Source organism: Micromonospora sp. D93 (genome assembly GCF_018070365.1).
GTDB lineage: Bacteria > Actinomycetota > Actinomycetes > Mycobacteriales > Micromonosporaceae > Micromonospora > Micromonospora ureilytica.
Map to the genome: position 1 here is coordinate 77,585 of NZ_JAGPXW010000007.1, position 16,259 is coordinate 93,843.

18 protein-coding genes are annotated in these 16,259 nt (G+C 69.9%); 1 reads left to right on the top strand and 17 read right to left on the bottom strand.

Translation table 11 applies throughout. The features are described from left to right. Positions 1-80: 80 nt before the first annotated feature. The 14 genes from KBX71_RS11180 to KBX71_RS11245 all read right to left on the bottom strand — a co-directional run bounded on the left by KBX71_RS11180 (position 81) and on the right by KBX71_RS11245 (position 14,732). The gene (locus KBX71_RS11180) at positions 81-755 is read right to left on the bottom strand and encodes a hypothetical protein (RefSeq protein WP_124815590.1); all 675 of its coding nucleotides are present in this window, start codon (positions 753-755) and stop codon (positions 81-83) included. A gap of 57 nt (positions 756-812) precedes the next feature. Then, a complete protein-coding gene (locus KBX71_RS11185; protein WP_210817876.1) occupies positions 813-1,490 on the bottom strand; it encodes a M15 family metallopeptidase in 678 nt (225 codons plus the stop codon). Next, the gene (locus tag KBX71_RS11190; RefSeq protein WP_210817877.1) at positions 1,487-2,617 is read right to left on the bottom strand and encodes a D-alanine--D-alanine ligase family protein; all 1,131 of its coding nucleotides are present in this window, start codon (positions 2,615-2,617) and stop codon (positions 1,487-1,489) included. The genes KBX71_RS11185 and KBX71_RS11190 overlap by 4 nt, the downstream gene beginning before the upstream one ends. Further along, positions 2,614-3,648 carry a threonine/serine dehydratase gene (locus tag KBX71_RS11195; protein WP_210817878.1) on the bottom strand — a complete coding sequence of 345 codons (1,035 nt, stop codon included), beginning with the start codon at positions 3,646-3,648 and terminating at the stop codon, positions 2,614-2,616. Before KBX71_RS11195 ends, KBX71_RS11190 begins: the two co-directional genes overlap by 4 nt. 73 nt (positions 3,649-3,721) lie before the next feature. Next, on the bottom strand, positions 3,722-4,786 hold the full coding sequence (locus KBX71_RS11200) for a HAMP domain-containing sensor histidine kinase (RefSeq protein WP_307847041.1): 1,065 nt from the start codon (positions 4,784-4,786) through the stop codon (positions 3,722-3,724). Beyond that, entirely contained in the window at positions 4,783-5,448 is a 666-nt protein-coding gene (locus KBX71_RS11205; protein ID WP_210817879.1) for a response regulator transcription factor, read from the bottom strand. Before KBX71_RS11205 ends, KBX71_RS11200 begins: the two co-directional genes overlap by 4 nt. 396 nt (positions 5,449-5,844) lie before the next feature. Further along, positions 5,845-6,690, bottom strand: a complete 846-nt coding sequence (locus tag KBX71_RS11210; protein ID WP_210817880.1) for a DUF559 domain-containing protein — start codon at positions 6,688-6,690, stop codon at positions 5,845-5,847. Positions 6,691-6,947: 257 nt separating this feature from the next. Next, positions 6,948-7,694 (bottom strand): G5 domain-containing protein, encoded by a 747-nt coding sequence (locus tag KBX71_RS11215; protein WP_247683320.1) that lies wholly within the window; start codon positions 7,692-7,694, stop codon positions 6,948-6,950. 270 nt (positions 7,695-7,964) lie between these two features. Beyond that, positions 7,965-9,146 (bottom strand): saccharopine dehydrogenase family protein, encoded by a 1,182-nt coding sequence (locus KBX71_RS11220; RefSeq protein WP_210817882.1) that lies wholly within the window; start codon positions 9,144-9,146, stop codon positions 7,965-7,967. Next, positions 9,146-10,612, bottom strand: coding sequence for an FAD-binding oxidoreductase (locus KBX71_RS11225; protein WP_210817883.1), 1,467 nt, complete (start codon positions 10,610-10,612; stop codon positions 9,146-9,148). The genes KBX71_RS11220 and KBX71_RS11225 overlap by 1 nt, the downstream gene beginning before the upstream one ends. A 37-nt stretch (positions 10,613-10,649) precedes the next feature. Next, the gene (locus KBX71_RS11230) at positions 10,650-11,486 is read right to left on the bottom strand and encodes an ABC transporter permease (RefSeq protein WP_210817884.1); all 837 of its coding nucleotides are present in this window, start codon (positions 11,484-11,486) and stop codon (positions 10,650-10,652) included. Further along, complete coding sequence (locus KBX71_RS11235; RefSeq protein WP_210817885.1) at positions 11,486-12,394, bottom strand: ABC transporter permease; 909 nt, start codon at positions 12,392-12,394, stop codon at positions 11,486-11,488. Before KBX71_RS11235 ends, KBX71_RS11230 begins: the two co-directional genes overlap by 1 nt. Further along, on the bottom strand, positions 12,391-13,548 hold the full coding sequence (locus KBX71_RS11240) for an ABC transporter ATP-binding protein (protein ID WP_210817886.1): 1,158 nt from the start codon (positions 13,546-13,548) through the stop codon (positions 12,391-12,393). Before KBX71_RS11240 ends, KBX71_RS11235 begins: the two co-directional genes overlap by 4 nt. Beyond that, complete coding sequence (locus tag KBX71_RS11245; RefSeq protein ID WP_210817887.1) at positions 13,548-14,732, bottom strand: spermidine/putrescine ABC transporter substrate-binding protein; 1,185 nt, start codon at positions 14,730-14,732, stop codon at positions 13,548-13,550. Before KBX71_RS11245 ends, KBX71_RS11240 begins: the two co-directional genes overlap by 1 nt. A 160-nt stretch (positions 14,733-14,892) precedes the next feature. Here KBX71_RS11245 and KBX71_RS11250 point away from each other — a divergent pair, with 160 nt between their 5' ends. Further along, entirely contained in the window at positions 14,893-15,405 is a 513-nt protein-coding gene (locus KBX71_RS11250; protein ID WP_091394101.1) for an Lrp/AsnC family transcriptional regulator, read from the top strand. Here KBX71_RS11250 and KBX71_RS11255 read toward each other — a convergent pair. The 3 genes from KBX71_RS11255 to KBX71_RS34810 are packed head-to-tail and all read right to left on the bottom strand — an operon-like array spanning position 15,384 to position 16,191. Beyond that, positions 15,384-15,584 (bottom strand): DUF397 domain-containing protein, encoded by a 201-nt coding sequence (locus tag KBX71_RS11255; RefSeq protein ID WP_210817888.1) that lies wholly within the window; start codon positions 15,582-15,584, stop codon positions 15,384-15,386. The genes KBX71_RS11250 and KBX71_RS11255 overlap by 22 nt on opposite strands. Next, positions 15,575-15,868: a Scr1 family TA system antitoxin-like transcriptional regulator gene (locus tag KBX71_RS34805; RefSeq protein ID WP_247683290.1), complete on the bottom strand. Its 294-nt coding sequence runs from the start codon at positions 15,866-15,868 to the stop codon at positions 15,575-15,577. Before KBX71_RS34805 ends, KBX71_RS11255 begins: the two co-directional genes overlap by 10 nt. Further along, on the bottom strand, positions 15,868-16,191 hold the full coding sequence (locus KBX71_RS34810; RefSeq protein ID WP_247683291.1) for a helix-turn-helix transcriptional regulator: 324 nt from the start codon (positions 16,189-16,191) through the stop codon (positions 15,868-15,870). Before KBX71_RS34810 ends, KBX71_RS34805 begins: the two co-directional genes overlap by 1 nt. Positions 16,192-16,259 lie beyond the last annotated feature (68 nt).

The following is a 16,259-nucleotide window of genomic DNA, read 5'->3' on the forward strand; positions in this document are numbered from 1 at the left end:
CAGGCTGAGCCGCTGAGCCGCTGAGCGGCGGAGCAGGCTGAGCGGCGGAGGGGCCCGGTGCACGGGCCCCTCCGCCAATGTCAGCGAAGCACCTCGACCGTGTTGCGGCGCACCAGGTTCTTGCCCGGCTCGCGGATCTGCTCCATCGCGGCGGAGTTGAGCAGCACGCAACTGCCTGACGGGCCGGTCACCGTCACAGTGGTCGCCCGGTTGTTGTCCAGGTTCGTCACCCGCAGCCGGGTGCCCACCGGGAACTGCCCGCTGGTCGCCGCCGGCCCGGCCGCCTCCTCGAAGAAGGTGATCGCCCCCGAGCACACCGATTGCGGTGCCGGGCCGGACGCGCCGGGCGACGCGGCACCCGGGCGGACGGTGCCGGGGGCCGGTGCGCCGGCGTTCGGGGCCGCGCCGTCGACGCGTTCCACCACGTTGCGGCGGATCACGTTCTTCCCCGGCTCGCGGACCAGCTCCATGGCCGCCGCGTTGAGCAGCACGCAACTGCCAGACGGGCCGGTCACCGTCACAGTGGCCGCCCGATTGTTGTCCAGGTTGGTCACCCGCAACCGCGTACCCACCGGGAACCGGTCGCTGGTCGCCGCCGGCGCCCCGCCCTCCGCCGAGAAGGTCACCGAGCCGGAGCACACCGACGACCGTGCCGGGGCCGTGTCGGCGAACCCGAAGCTGGTCCCCACCGACACGCCCACCGCGGCGAGCACCGCCACACTCGCCGCCAGCACGTGCCTGCGCTGCACCCTCATCGCCGTCACTCCCGTCCTCGGTGGTGTCCTTCACTCACCGGTACGGACCGGAGCGCCCTACCGTTCAGCCGGCACGGGTATCGATCGTGCGGCGGCCAGGTCCACCGGCCCGTACCGGGTGTGCGGCGCCCCGGTGATCAGCGCCCAGTAACGATCGCCGTACGACCAGTGCCACCACTCGGTCGGGTAGTTCACCATCCCCGCGCCGCCGAGAGCGTCCACCATGATCTGCCGGTGCCGCCGGGCGGTGCCGCCGATCGTCGGCGCGTCGGTGAAGCAGGCGTCGGCGCTGTCCTCCGGGGTGGCGTCGATGGCCGTGCCCAGATCCAACTCCACACCGTCGTCGGTGCAGAGCGTCAGGTCCACAGCGCCGCCCGTGCTGTGCGGGGCAACCTCGACCGGTGAGACGAACTTCGTGGTCTCCCGGTGCAGCCGCTGCGGCGACCAGTCCGGGTGCCGTCGGCGCAGCTCGTCGCGGTAGCCGGTGAAGATGGCCAGTTGCGCCTGGTAAGGCCGGTAACCCTCGACCACCAACAGGCGCAGCCCACCCGGCAGGGCACGCTGCGCGGCCAGCAGGCGGTCCACGACACCGGCGCGCAACCGGGCGTACGCCCCGGCCGGGTCCACCGCCCGGCCGTCGAGCCGCAACTCCGGCAGCTCACGCAGGTCCACGAACTCCTCGCCGTCGTCGGCGCTGGGCACCGCCGCCACCCGGGGGTCGGAGAGCAGGATCATTTGACGCTCCCCGCCGTGCTCGCGGACCGTTCCGCGTGCCGGGCCCGGGCCAACTCGACGAGTCGGTCCACCACCTGCCGATAGCTGACCCCGATGGCGGCCCACACCTTCGGGTACATCGAGTGCGCGGTGAAGCCGGGCATCGTGTTCAGCTCGTTGACGTACAGCTCACCGACCGTCTCGTCGTAGAAGAAGTCGACCCGGGCCAGACCCCAACCGCCGATCGCGGCGAACGCGCGCAGCGACAGCTCACGGACCCGCGCGGTCACCTCGTCCGGCAACACTGCGGGAACGATCATCGGGTCGGCGTCACCGAAGTACTTCTGTTGGTAGTCGAACCAGCCGCCGCTGACCTGCACCTCGCCCACCGCCGACGCCTCGGGACGCCAACCACCGAGCACAGCGCACTCCAACTCCCGGCCGGCGACCCCCTGCTCAACCATGACGAGTTGGTCGTGGCGAAGCGCCTCCTCCACGGCGGCGGCCAGGTCGTCACCCTCTCCGACGCGGGAGATGCCGATCGACGAACCCATGCTGGCCGGCTTGACGAACAGTGGCCGGGTCAGCCCGGTCACCAGCTTCTCCGGGTCGTCGACCGCCCGGTAGGTGTGCGCGTCGAACGACACGTACGGAGTGACGGGGATGCCCTCGGCGCGCAGCGCCCGCTTCATCGCCACCTTGTTCATGCCCACCGCCGAGGCGAGGATGCCGCACCCGACGTACGGCACGTTCAGTGACTCCAGCAGCCCCTGCACCACACCGTCCTCGCCGTACGGGCCGTGCAGCACCGGGAAGACCACGTCCAGCTCGGCGTGCACAGCGCCGGGGGCGTTACCGGCGGACACCTGCACAACGCCCGGACGCGGACCGGCCCGCAGCTCGACGGCCGGCCCGGTCACCACCAACTGGTCGTCGATGGCCCGCTCGCCGGCCGGCCGGTCGCGCAACTCGGCCAGCAGCGCGTCGGGCATCAACCGAAAACCGCCGCTGCGGGTGACGCCGATGGCGACAGTTCGGTAGCCGCCGCCGGCGAGCGCCCGGGCCACCCCGAGCGCCGAGGCACAGGAGACCTCGTGCTCTGCCGACGGTCCACCGAACAGGATTCCGATCCGAACTGGCGCGCTCACGCGGCGACCCCTTCCCCGGTCACGTCGGCGGATTGCGGGGCCATCAACCGGGCCACCAGCGCCGCCTCCACGTTTCCGCCGGTCAGCACCACGCCGACCGTCCGCTGCCGGTCGCTCGCCGGTGCCGTTCGGCTTTCGCCGGCCGGCGGAAGCCGGAGGGCGCCGGCCAGGCCCGCCGCCCCGGACGGCTCGGCGAGCACCTTGAGCTCCGTCAGGATCAGCCGGAACGCCGCAGCGATCTCGTCGTCGTCGACCCGGACGACCCCGCGCAGCGTGTTCCGCACGATGGCGAACGGCAGCTCACCCACGCAGGACGGCCGCAGCCCGTCCGCGATGGTGGGCGCCGGCACGACCGGCACCCGAACACCGGCCGCCAGGCTGCGGGCCAGCGAGTCGCAACCCACCGGCTCCACGCCGTACACCTCGATGTCGGAGCCGGCGGCGGCCAGGCACGCGCCGGCAACCCCGCCACCACCACCCACCGGTACGACAAGCGCGTCCAACGGCGTCCCCGCGCGCTCGGCGTCCTCGATCAATTCCAGGCTCGCGGTGCCCTGCCCGGCGATCACGTCCGGGTGGTCGTACGCGTCGATGACCGGATGACCGCTCTCGTCGCTGAGCCCGTTGGCCATCGCCATCCGCTCCTCGACGCCGGTGCCCGCGAAGACCACCCGCGCCCCCGCCGCGCGCGCCCGGTCGACCTTCGTCGGCGCCGCGTCGACCGGCAGCACCACTGTCGCCGCGAGCCCGTGCTGCCGGGCCGCCAACGCCACCGCCACCGCGTGGTTGCCGGTGCTCTGCGCGATCACTCCGGTGTGGCCGGCCGCGGCGAGGCGACCAACGGCGCGCAGCGCGCCCCGCATCTTGTACGAGCCGCCGTGCTGAAGGTTCTCCGCCTTCAGCAGCACCCGCGCACCGGCGAGTTCGTCGATCACCGGGGACCGCAGCACTGGTGTGCGGACCACGCGACCGGCAAGCCAGCGGCTGGCCTCCTCGACATCGGCCCGGACCTGGCCAACGGTGCGTGTCATCGTCTCTCCTTTTCGGGCACACCACAGGCGGGATCCAGCGGTACGTGGACCCCGGAAAAGGTGGGTGGACGTGTCAGTTCACTGTGGGTAGCTGGACGTCGACCCGCAGGCCGCCGTACTCGGCGGGCCGGGCCGCGATGATGCCGTCGTGGGCCTGGGTGATCGAGCGGGCGATGGCCAGACCCAGGCCGGCCCCGCCGCCCTGCGAGGTCCGGTCCCGGGCGAGCCGGCGGAACGGCTCGAACAGACCGGCCACCGCCTCGGCCGGCACGGGCTGGCCGGTGTTCACCACGGACAGCGCGGGCACGCCGCTCACCACGACTGTCAGCGAACCGCCCGGCCGGTTGTACTTGATCCCGTTCTCCACCAGGTTGGTGACCAGGCGTTCCAGCAGCACCCGCTCGCCGACGACGATCCTGGGTTCGAGATGGGTGTCCACCGTGACTTCGGCTTCCCGGGCCCGGTCCAGGTACCCGGCCAGCACCGCCTCCACGATCGTGTCCAACCGCTGCGGAATCCGCGAACGGAGGCCCTGGTCACTCTCGCTGAGCGCCAGCAGGCCCTCGATCAGGCGTTCGTTGCGCTCGTTGGTCTCCAACAGCTGACTGGTCAACAACTCCAACTGCTCGCCGGTGAGCGCCCTGGCCATGCCGACCTCGATCAGCGTCCGCTGCACCGCGAGGGGCGTCCGCAACTCGTGCGAGGCGTTCGCGGCGAACCGCCGCTGCCCCTCGTACCCGGCGGAGACGCGTTCCATCATCTCGTCGATCGCCCGGGACAGCCGGGCCAACTCGTCGCTGCCCCGGGGCCGGATCCGGTGACCGAGATTCTGCGGGCCGAGGTGCCCGATCGGCCCGGCCAGGTCAGCGACCGGGCGCAGGCACCACACCGCGGCGAACCAGAGCGCCACCAGGACGGCCACTGTCACGAACAGGACGGCCGCCAGGGGCAGCATGAACGCGCCCGGCCGCACGTCGCGACACACAGCCGACAACCCGGGCATGGGCAGGTCACAGAACTGCTGCCCCCAGGTCCAGGTCACCGCCGACAGCCACTTGCCCATTGCCGGCAGCACCGGGCCGGCCAGCAGCGCCAGCAGCCCCACCAGCAGCACCCGACGTCGGGGCGTCCAGCTCACGCCGTACCGCCGATGCGGTAGCCGGCCTTCGGAACGGTGTGGATGATCGCGGGACCGCCGAGCTTCTTGCGCAGCGTCATCACGGTGACCCGTACGGCGTTGGTGAACGGGTCGGCGAACTCGTCCCAGGCCTGCTCCAGCAACTCCTCGGCGCTGACCACCTGACCGTCCGCGCGCAGCAGCACGTGCAGCACCGCGAACTCCTTCGGACTCAACGCGAGCGGGCGGCCGTCCCGGGTGGCCACGTGCCGGCCCACGTCCAGCGCCAGGCCATCCTGGGCGAGCACCGGCGGCAACGCCGGCGTGGACCGTCGCCCGAGAGCCTGCACCCGGGCCACCAACTCGGCGAAGGCGAACGGCTTGGTCAGGTAGTCGTCCGCGCCGAGGCCGAGGCCCTCCACCCGGTCCCGGATACCGGCCGCCGCGGTGAGCAGCAACACCCGGGTGCCGACCTGCGAGTCGGCGATGCTGCGACATACCTCGTCGCCTGTGTGCCCCGGCATGTCCCGGTCCAGCACCGCGACGTCGTACCGGTTCACCCCGACCCGCTCCAGCGCCCCGTCACCGTCGTAGCAGACGTCGACGGCCATCGACAGGCGGCGCAGCCCTTCGGCCACCGTGTCCGCCAACAACCGCTCGTCGTCCGCCACCAGCACCCGCACGTTTTTCCGCTCCCCCAGTTCGGCTTGCCCGGCCATACCGTCGCAGGCCCGGGTTAAGGGTTCTGTAAGCACCCGCCGCAGCCATCCTCCACGCGAGTGTCCAGCGGGCAAACCATCGCAAGCCAGACCCGATCAACTTCGTACCCGTGTCACCCCACCTGCGCAGTCCGTCCCCCCGGCCACGAGAGGTGCCACGCAAAGGTGAGCTGCATCACGAGCAACGGAGCAGATCTCCCCTGCGCTCACCCTGGAGTTCCCCGCCCCACCCCGCCCCGCGCCGCCCCGCCCCGCCCCCGCCCCGTCGATCTTGCACTTTGTGTTGCCCAAATGTCCCTAAGGCGTTATCTGTCGGGACAGGAAGTGCAAGATCGACGGAGGTGAGGGGTGCAGGCGTGGTTAGGCGAGGGCGGCGCGGATGGTGGCTTCGATGTGTTGGGGACGGCCATAGAGGTCACGGTCGGTGAAATAGCGCATCCGCCAACCGGCCGCATCCAGCCAGTTGACACGTTCCCGGTCGTGCCTGAGTCGGTCACGGTCCAGGTGCGACAGTCCGTCGTACTCGATGCCGATTCGGTGTTCGCGGTAACCCAGGTCGAGCCGGTACAGAGGGATGCCATGGCGGTCGGCCACCCATAGCTGCGGCTCCGGCGGGGGCAACCCTCCGTCGATCAGGATCAGCCGCAACTGACTTTCCTGTCGGCACTCCGCCCTACCGTCCGCCAGCGGTATGAGTTGCCGGGCCTGACGGACACCACGCAAGGCGTCGTGTGCCGCAACCTCGGCCAGCAGGTCATCCTGGGTGACCAAGCCCGACCGGAGCGCGGCGTCGAGCACCGGGAGCGCGTCGAGCCGCCGAACGGCGCGAGCCAGGTCGACTGCACAGCGAGCCGCCGGTACGCAGGGCAGACCTCCGACAAGGACCGGCCGAGCGGGTAGAACCGTCCGGTGAACGACCACCCCGGGCAGACGCGGCTTTGGCACCTCGGCGGGCAGCTGGATGTGGATCAGATCGTCGCGCAGTACCCCGAAGCCGTATCGGCGAGCGGCACTCTGCCTCGCCAACATCGCTCCATCGGGTAGCCGGAGCATCAGGGCACGCAGTTCGTCATCATCGCTGCAGGGTTTGTCGGCGTAGACCCCTCTGCGCACGCGCAGCAATTCGGCGTGGTCGAGCCGGGTACGGATCCGTCCAACGGTGAGCTTCCGCATCAGCGCGTCGGTACGCCACAACTGAGTAGCCATGACGGCAGGCTGACCAATCCAGGACCTCAGCGATGCCCCGCAATGACCACCTGTGGAAAACCGCGCCCCCTGTGGAAACCCCCAACCCCAACCCCTCCCGTGCTAGCGCCCCACCCCGAAATCCCCACCCCGGACCCCCACCCCCGCGATCTTGCACTATCTGTCGCCGATACGCCCGATAAGAGACGAAAAGTGAGCACAGAAAGTGCAAGATCGCGGGGGCCGAGGGGGCGCGGGCCAGGGGTGAGGGGCGGGAGTTAGTCGCAGGCTATGCCGTCGCCGTCTCGGTCCAGGTCGTAGATGTCGTTGCCGATCACTCTGATCGGTCCCCTTACGTAGGCGGGGCCGTTGCCGCTGCCACCCGCGCAGTCGACGTCGCTGGCGATCGGGACGCAGCCGCTGTAGTTCGGGTCGCACTTGGACGACTGCGGCTTCTTGGTGCCGACGGCGGCGACCTGCGCCACCGGCTGCTTCGTCACGACGGACTTGACCAGCTTCTTCGCCGTCCGCACGCCGTCGGTGGTGGTCACCTCGTACGTCAGGGTTCGTACGCCGTTCACGCCCTTGGTCCGGACGACCCGCTTGCCCTCGGCCAGGGACGAGTCCTTGACGGTCCGCTCGCTGTACCGGACCGTGGCCTGCTCCGTCACGGTTGTCACCTGCACCACGGGCGCGGGCGCCGCCGACGACGACGCCGTGGCGGGCACCGACGAAGGCACCGTGGAGGGCACAGCAACGGGCGACTCGGTCGGTTCGCCGGGCGCCGCCAGGATCGGCTGCTGTGCCGCCTCGGCGGCGGTGCCGGTTTTGGTCGGTTCCGGCTCGCCGGTCAGCGCGCCGACGATGGCCGTGCCGGTGCAGCAGAGCAGCAGGATCGACAGGGTCACCGAGCCGAGGATCACGGCGACCCGGCGGGCGGGGGTGGCCCTGCGGAACCAGTTCGGTCGGGGCGTCTGGTCGAACGTTGGCGGGTACGGCGGCCCCGGGTTCTGTGGTGGTTGCATCGTCACGGCGATGAGTGTCGTCGCAAACACGGCCTGCAATATCCACCGTCGCGCTCGTCACCTGCGCCTTTCGCTCACCGCGGAAGATCGGTGGGCACGCTCGCGGTCGACGAGTCGACAGGCGCGGCAACCCGGCAGGTCACCAGGGCAGGGCCGATCGTGCGTGTGTCGGCATCAACAAAAGCCGCGAATCAGCACGCACCGGATCGACAGGCGATCGATTGTCCAACGGCGACGGCAAAACTGTCGCGATGCTGTCAGCGGGTCAGCTCACCGCTCCTCCATCGCCCATGGTGACCCGTAACCAACCAGCAGGTCGAGGAAGGGCAGCGGGGGCAGCGCCTCCGGTCCGAGCACGCCGACACCGGTCCAGGCGCCGCTGGCGAGCAACTCCAACGCGACGACCGGGTTGACGGCGGTCTGCCAGACCACCGCCTGGTGCCCGTACTCCCGCATCGACCATTCGTTGTCGACCACGTGGTAGAGGTAGACCTCGCGGGGTTGCCCGTCGGGGCCGAGGCCGCGTACCCAGGTGCCGGCGCAGGTCTTGCCGCGCATCCGGGCGCCGAGCGTGGCCGGGTCGGGCAGACTCGCGGCCACCACGTCACGCGGGGAGACGTCGACTCCGCGTACCCGCACCGGGGAGACCGCGTCGAGGCCGAGCTTGTGCAGTGTCCTGAGCACCTCGATGAACTCGTCGCCGAGGCCGTACTTGAAGGTGACCCGCCGGGCCTTGACCCAGCGCGGGATGAGCAGCACCTCCTCGTGCTCGACGTTGACGCACTCGACCGGCCCGATTCCCTCCGGAAAGTGGAAGATCTCCGGCTCGGAGAACGGTTCGGTGGTGAACCAGCCCCGGTCCCTCTCCCAGACGACAGGTGGGTTGAGGCACTCCTCGATGGTGGTCCAGATGGAGAACGAGGGCGCGAAGTCGTACCCGTCGACTGTGAGGTTCGCGCCGTCCCGGACACCGATCTCGTCGATCTCGCTGAACAGTTCGTCGGCGGCGTACCTGGCGAACACGTCGGAGAGGCCAGGCTCGACCCCGATGCCGCAGAGCGCCAGCCGACCGGCCGCCGACCAGGTGTCGGCCAGCGCGAACTGTTCGTCGCCGAGCTTCACCCCGGTCCCCGCGTGTGACAGCGACATGGCCATGTCCAGGTAGTTCGCGCCGGCCGCGAACGCGCCGTTGAAGATCGGCATGACGAACCGCGGGTCGACGGCGTTCAGCACGTGCGTGATCTGGTGCTCCCGGCACAGCGCGGCGACCGCGTCTTCCGAGGAGGCGTCCACCTGGGCGGCGACGAAACGATCACCGTGCCCGGCGACCGCACGTTCGGCGCGAACGGGGTCGTGGTCGGCGACCACAACGATCTCGAAGAAGGTCCGTCGGGCGGCGATGGCTACGGCGGCGGAGCCGACGCCACCGGCGCCGACGAGGAGGACACGCATCAGGAATCAAACCCCAAACCGAAACGATCGAGAGTACGGAGCCAGAGGTCGCGCCGACCCTCGCGCGCGTCGGCGCGGGCCAGTGACCAGCGGGTGAGATTGATGCCGACCGCGCGGACGGGTTCCGGTGGGAACGGCAGTGGTTTGCGGCGAACCAGGTCGAGCCGGGTCAGCGGGGTGTTCCCGCCGTCGAGCAGGTCGAGCAGCACCCGGGCGCCGAAGCGGGTGGCCCCGACGCCGAGGCCGGTGTAGCCGGCCGCGTACGCCAGCCGACCGCCGTGGGCGGTGCCGAAGAACGGGCAGAACCGGGTGCAGGTGTCGATGACACCGCCCCAACGGTGGCTGAATCGCACGGCGGCGAGCTGCGGGAACGTGGTGAAGAAGTGGCGGGCGAGGGTGGTGAAGGTGGCCGTTCGTTGCTCCAGCTCGGGTGCGACCCGGTTGCCGTAGTGGTAGACGGCGTCGTAGCCGCCGAAGAGGATCCGCCCGTCGGCGGTGATCCGGTAGTAGTGGAACTGGTTGGCGGTGTCGGCGAGCCCCTGCCGGTTGCGCCAACCGATGGCGTCGCGCTGGGCCGGGGTGAGTGGCTCGGTCATCAGCACGTGGTCGTAGACCGGCACCAGGTAAGCCCGCAGCCGGCGCAGCAGCGGCGGGAACGCGTTGGTGGCCAGCACGACCCGTCGCGCCCGGATCGAGCCGGGTCGGCCGGCGGCCCGGGTGTCGGCCCGGTCGGGGTCGGCCGGGTGGTCGGCGGGATCGGTGCCGAGGGTGCTGGCGTGCAGCGTGGCGGTGTCGGCGCGCAGGCCGGTGACCCGGGTGTGCTCGTGCACGCGTACGCCGAGGTCGAGGCAGGCGCGGCGCAGCCCCCAGGCCAGCTTCGCCGGGTCCACCATGGCCACCCGGTCGGCGTCGAACATCCCACCCAGGTACGTCGGTGAGTGCACCTCGGCGCGCACCTCGTCCCGGTCGAGCAGCCGCACCCGGTGGCCGTACCGGCGGGCCAGGTCGGCGTCGGCGGCCAGCCCGTCGAGTTGGTACGGCTCGACGGCGACGGCCAGTTCACCGGTGCGCTCGAAGTCGCAGTCGATGTCGAACGTCGCGACGGTGGCGGCGATGGCATCCAGGTTCTCCCGGCCGAGGCGTTCCAGTTCGCCGACCTCGTCGGGGAACCGGTCGACGCCGTTGGCGAGGCCGTGGGTCAGCGAGGCGGCGCAGAACCCGCCGTTGCGCCCGGACGCGGCCCAACCGCAGGTGCCGGCGTCGACGAGCAGCACATCGCGGTCCGGGTCCGCCTGTTTTGCCAACAGTGCGGCCCACAGTCCGCCGTAACCGCCGCCGATCACCAGCAGGTCGGTGGAGTGCCGGCCAGCCAGTGGCGGCAGCGGGTCGGGGCGGTCCGGGCGATCGAGCCAGTACGGCACGGGTGCCACGTCGGCCAACGCCCGGCCGGTATGCGGGAGCGTCATGAGGGCCCACTGGTCGGAAGACCCGCATCCCGGAGGTTCATGTCGACCGACACGGGTGACCTGACGGGCCGCCCAGCAGGTTGGCCCGACGGGCCTGTCGGCCGCGCAGCATGCTGAGCCCCACGAGCAGCAGCGCAACCGCGAACATCGCGGTGCCGATCACGTTGACCTGCGGGGGGATGCCACGCTGGGCAGCGCCCCAGACGTACATCGGGAACGTGACTGTGGTGCCGGCGTTGAAGTTCGTGATGATGAAGTCGTCGAAGCTCAACGAGAAGGCCAGCAACGCGGCGGCCACGATGCCGGGCAGCACCAGCGGCAGGGTGATTCGTCGGAAGGTCTGCCACTCGCTGGCGTAGAGGTCCATGGCGGCCTCCTCCAGCCGCCGGTCCATCCCGGTGAGCCGCGCCTTCACGGTGACCACCACGAACGACACGCAGAACATCACGTGCGCGATCACGATGGTCCAGAAACCCTGCGGTACGCCCGCCGACACGAACAGCGCCAGCAACGACGTGCCCATCACCAACTCCGGGGTGGCCATCGGCAGGAAGATCAGCACGTTGATTCCGGATCGGCCACGGAAGCGGTGCCGGACCAGCGCGAACGCCATCAGGGTGCCGAGCACTGTGGCGACGACTGTGGCGATGAAGCTGATCTGCACGCTGCGGACCACCGCGTCACACATGTCCGAGGTGGCGCACGGCTGCCGCCAGTTGTCCAGTGTGAACTCGTTGAAGTCGTACGACAGACGGCTCGACGGCCGATTGAACGACAGCGCGGCCACCACCAGGATCGGCAGCGCCAGATAGCCGAGCACCAGCAACGCCACGATCATCACCCAGCGGTCCGCCAACCAACGCGAGAGCCGCATTAGAGGACCTCCTCCGTGCCGGCTCGACGCAAGTAGCCGAAGACCACCGCGAGGATCGCCGCCATCAGCAGGAACGACAGCGCGGCGCCCTGCGGGTAGTCCAGTCGGACCAGGAACGCCGAGTCGATGACGTTGCCGATCATGTATTCGTTCGGGGTGCCGAGCAGTTCCGCGTTGATGTAGTCGCCGCTGGCCGGGATGAAGAACAGCAACGTGCCGGCGACCAGGCCGGGCATGGACAGCGGCAGCGTCACCCGACGGAACGCCTGCACCGGGCTCGCGTACAGGTCGGTGGCCGCCTCCAGCAACCGGGGGTCCAGCCGCTCCAGGCTCGCGTACAGCGGCAGCACCAGGAACGGCAGGAAGTTGTACGTCAGGCCGAGCACCACAGCGAACGGGGTGGCCAACAGCCGACCGTCCGGGGCGAGCAGGTGCACGTCCCGCAGCAGACCGACGAGCGCGCCGTTGTCCGACAGGATCGTCTTCCAGGCCAGCGTGCGGACCAGGAAGCTGGTGAACATCGGCGCCACGACACACACCAGCAGCAGGTTCTTCCACCGGCCGGCCTTCTGCGCGATCGCGTACGCCAGCGGGTAGCCCAGCAGCAACGCCAGCACCAGGGCCAGCCCGGCGTAGCCGAACGAGCGCAGGAACTGCGGCCAGTACGCCTGCACCACGTCCGGGTAGTTGCCGACCGCCCAGGTCATCGCGTACCCGGTGGAGAGCGAGCCGCTCGGGTCGTACAGGCTGGCCGCCGCCAACTGCACAAGCGGCACACCGAAGAAGACGAGCAGCCAGGCCGCGCCGGGCAACAACAGGAGGTACGGCAGGAGTCGGCGTCGCCCGGACCGGGCTGCCGGTGGCGCGGGCGGCGGGTGCCCCGCTCCGGTGGGGGCCAGGAGGGTCACGACGACGCACCCACCGGCTCGTCGAGCACCGGCGACGTCCGGTCAGTGTCGGCGGCGTCGCGGGGCAGCAGAAACGCGTGCTGCGGATCCCAGTACGCGACTGCCTCGCTGCCGACCGCCACCCGCGTCGCCGTCCCGCTGTTGGCGGCGAAGACCGACAGCTCGGTGCCCCAGCCGGTGCGCAGCAGGTACTGCGTGCTGACTCCCACGTAGGAGGCGTCGGTGACCACCCCGGTGACGTGCTGATGCCCCACGGGCACCTGGTCGGCGGAGCCGACCAGAATCAGCTTCTCGGGGCGTACCCCCAGGTGGACCGGGCCGTGGTCGGCCCGGGACCGGCCCACGGGCACCGAGAAGCGCGTGCCGTGCGCCGTCACCGCGACGTCGCCGCCGCCGACGCCGGTGGCCTCGCCGGCGAGCAGGTTGGACTGGCCGAGGAAGCTCGCCACGAAGGCGGTGGCGGGAAACTCGTAGAGGTCGGCGGGAGGACCGAGCTGCTCGATCCGGCCGGCGTTCATCACCGCGACGGTGTCGGCCATGGTCATGGCCTCCTCCTGGTCGTGGGTGACGTGGACGAAGGTGATGCCCACCTCGGTCTGGATGCGCTTCAGCTCGATCTGCATCTGCCGGCGCAGCTTCAGGTCGAGAGCGCCCAGCGGCTCGTCGAGCAGCAGCACCTGCGGCCGGTTGATCAGCGCGCGGGCCAACGCGACCCGCTGCTGCTGACCGCCGGAGAGCTGGGCGGGACGGCGGTTGCCGTAGTCGTCGAGTTGCACCAGCGAGAGCATCCTGGTGACCTCGTCGTCGACCGAGCGGATGCCGCGTCGGCGCAGCCCGAAGGCGACGTTCTCGAAGATGCTGAGGTGCGGGAAGAGCGCGTAGCTCTGGAAGACGGTGTTGACCGGCCGCTTGTACGGTCGCAGCCGGGCGATGTCCCGGTCACCGAGCAGCACCTGGCCGCCGGTCGGCTCCTCCAGGCCGGCGATCATCCGCAACGTCGTGGTCTTGCCGCACCCGGACGCGCCGAGCAGCGCGAAGAACGAGCCCTGCTCGATGGTCAGGCTCAGGTCGTCGACAGCGGTGAAGACGCCGAACCGTTTGGTGAGGTTGGCCAGGCGCAGGTCGCCGGCGGGTGTCTCGCGCGCCATCCTCATCACGCCCCGATGACCTGTTGGAACTTGCCCTCGTACTCCTTCTCCTGCTTCTCGTCCAGGGCCATGAACACCTTGGACTTCGACAACAGCGCTTCGTCGGGGAAGATCAGCGGGTTGGCGGCCAGCCCGGGGTCGATCTTCTCCATCTCGGCCTGCGCGCCCTTGACCGGGCAGATGTAGTTGACGTACGCGGCGAGCTTCGCCGCGACCGCCGGCTCGTAGTAGTAGTTGATCAGCGCTTCGGCGTTGCCCTTGTGGGTGGCCTTGTTGGGGACCATCATGTTGTCGCTGTAGAGCATCACGCCCGAGTCCGGCGCGACGAACCGCACCTTCTCGTCCTCACCGGACAGTTGGATGACGTCGCCGGACCAGCCGATGCACGCGGCGATGTCACCCTTGGCCAGGTCGGGCGCGTAGTCGTTGCCGGTGAACCTGCGGATCTGCCCGGAGTCGACGGCCTTCTTGAGCTTGTTGAGGGCGTCATCGAACTGGGCGGCGGTGAAGTTCGCCGGGTCGTGCCCGTTCGACCCGAGCAGCAGGCCCATGGTGTCGCGCATCTCGCTGAGCGCTGTCACCTTGCCCTTGAGGTCGGGGCGGGTGAGCAGTTCGTCGACAGTCCGCAGTTCCTTGGTGACGTTGCCGTTGTACGCCAGTCCGGCGAGGCCGGACTGCCACGGGATGGAGATCCGGTTCTCCGTGTCGAAGGGGCGGTTGAGCAGCGACGGAAGCAGGTTGGCCTGCACGTTCGGGATCTTCGCCAGGTCCAGCTTCTGGATCCACCCGAGTCGGATCATCCGGGCCGCCATCCAGTCGGTCAGCACGATGATGTCCCGGTCGGTGCTCTGGCAGGCGGCGAGTTGGTTCTGCACCTTGCCGAAGAACTCGTTGTTGTCGTTGATGTCCTCGGTGTAGGTCACCTGGATGCCGGTCTTCGTGATGAACTCGTCGAGGCTCGGTCGCTTGGACTCGTCAGCGTCGTCCACGTCCATGTACTGCGGCCAGTTCGCGAAGGCGAGTTTCTTCTCGGTGCCGGAGAGATCCTCACTGATGCAGCCAGCTTCGGTCTGCTGCGCGCCCTTGGTGCCGCAGCCCGCGAGGCTTCCGCCCATGGTGAGCAGGGCGGCCGAACCGAGAGTGCCGGTGAGCAGTCCACGCCGGGAGAGGGGCCGGAGGGGAGTACGCATGACGACTCCTAGGGGTCAGTGCCATGGACGACTGATCCTGACATGAGGTGACCTCCCTTACAAGGGATTCCGTTGCGGGAATAGCGATGTACGACGAAATACGCCAGACTACGCGGGGATACACGCGCGACATCATGATTCGGGACATGGGGAGCGGTCAATGACAAACCGGCAGCACGAGAACAGCAATGGCGGTCGACGCGTCGCTGTCCGTGACGGCGCCAATCACGCTCTGCTGGATGACGTGGCCAAGCAGATCATCGAGCAACTCCAGGAGGACGGCCGCCGCCCGTACGCGACGATCGGCAAGGCGGTGGGGCTGTCCGAGGCGGCGGTCCGTCAGCGGGTGCAGCGGCTGCTCGACTCCGGCGTGATGCAGATCGTGGCGGTGACCGATCCGCTCCAGCTCGGCTTCAACCGGCAGGCGATGATCGGCCTACGTACCGACGGCGACCTGGAAGCGGTCGCGGACCGGCTCGCCGAACTGGACGAGGTCGACTACGTGGTGATCACCGCCGGGTCGTTCGACCTGCTCACCGAGGTGGTCTGCCGCAACGACGACCACCTGCTGGAGATCCTGCAGCGGCTGCGCGCGGTGCCCGGGGTGCTCTCCACCGAGGCGTTCGTCTATCTCAAGCTCCGCAAGCAGACCTACACCTGGGGTACGGCCTGACCGACCGCGCCGACGAATGACGCCCAGGCGGTCGGCGCGAAGGTCAAAGTGCCGCCGTCGCGGTCCTTGCTGTCGCGCACCAGCACCCGGCCGGGCAGGTTGTCGGCCACCTCGACACAGTCACCGCCGTTGTTGCTGCTGCGGGTCGCGGTGTGCCAGCGGGCGTCGGTCATGTCCATGTCGTGGCCACTTCCCTGATCAGCTCGATCGACCGTCGTCGGGGGAACGCCTCGCCGGTGACGCTCTCCCACCTGCGTCCCAGGCTAGCGACGTCGAGGGGATCGGTCACGACCTGACCGCGGAGCTGGTTGTCGAGATACGCCAATTCGGTCCCGTCGGGCAGCCGACCCAGCACGAAGGGGCCGGCCAGCCCGGTGTGCCACGGGCTCTCGACCGGGATGACCCGGACCTGCACGTGCTCCCACTCGGCCACTCGTGCGAGGTGGGCCAGTTGGCCGGCCATCACGGCGGGGTCACCGACCGGCCGGCGCAGCACCACCTCGTCGCGAGCAGCGGCTGGTAGGACCGGAGCGAGATGGCGTCCTGCTCCAGTTCGGCCCACGGCCGGAACCACGGGAGGTCACGACGGCGGAACGGCTCCGGGCAGAGGTCGGCCGCCTCTCGACGCAGGACCTTGGCCACCGCAACCCGGGTACGCGAATGCGGGATGCGCCCCGACGCGAGCCACCGCGCCGCCGTCTTGGGGTCGACGCGAACCTTCTCGGCCAACGACTCGACCGTCTCCCCCGCCTCGGCCATTGCCACGCGCAACGCCTCGTTCGCCACCGGACCCTCCCGCCGCCCCTCGTGCCGTGGCGGACGATCCGGGATCCCCCACCCAGCAGGCGTGCTGC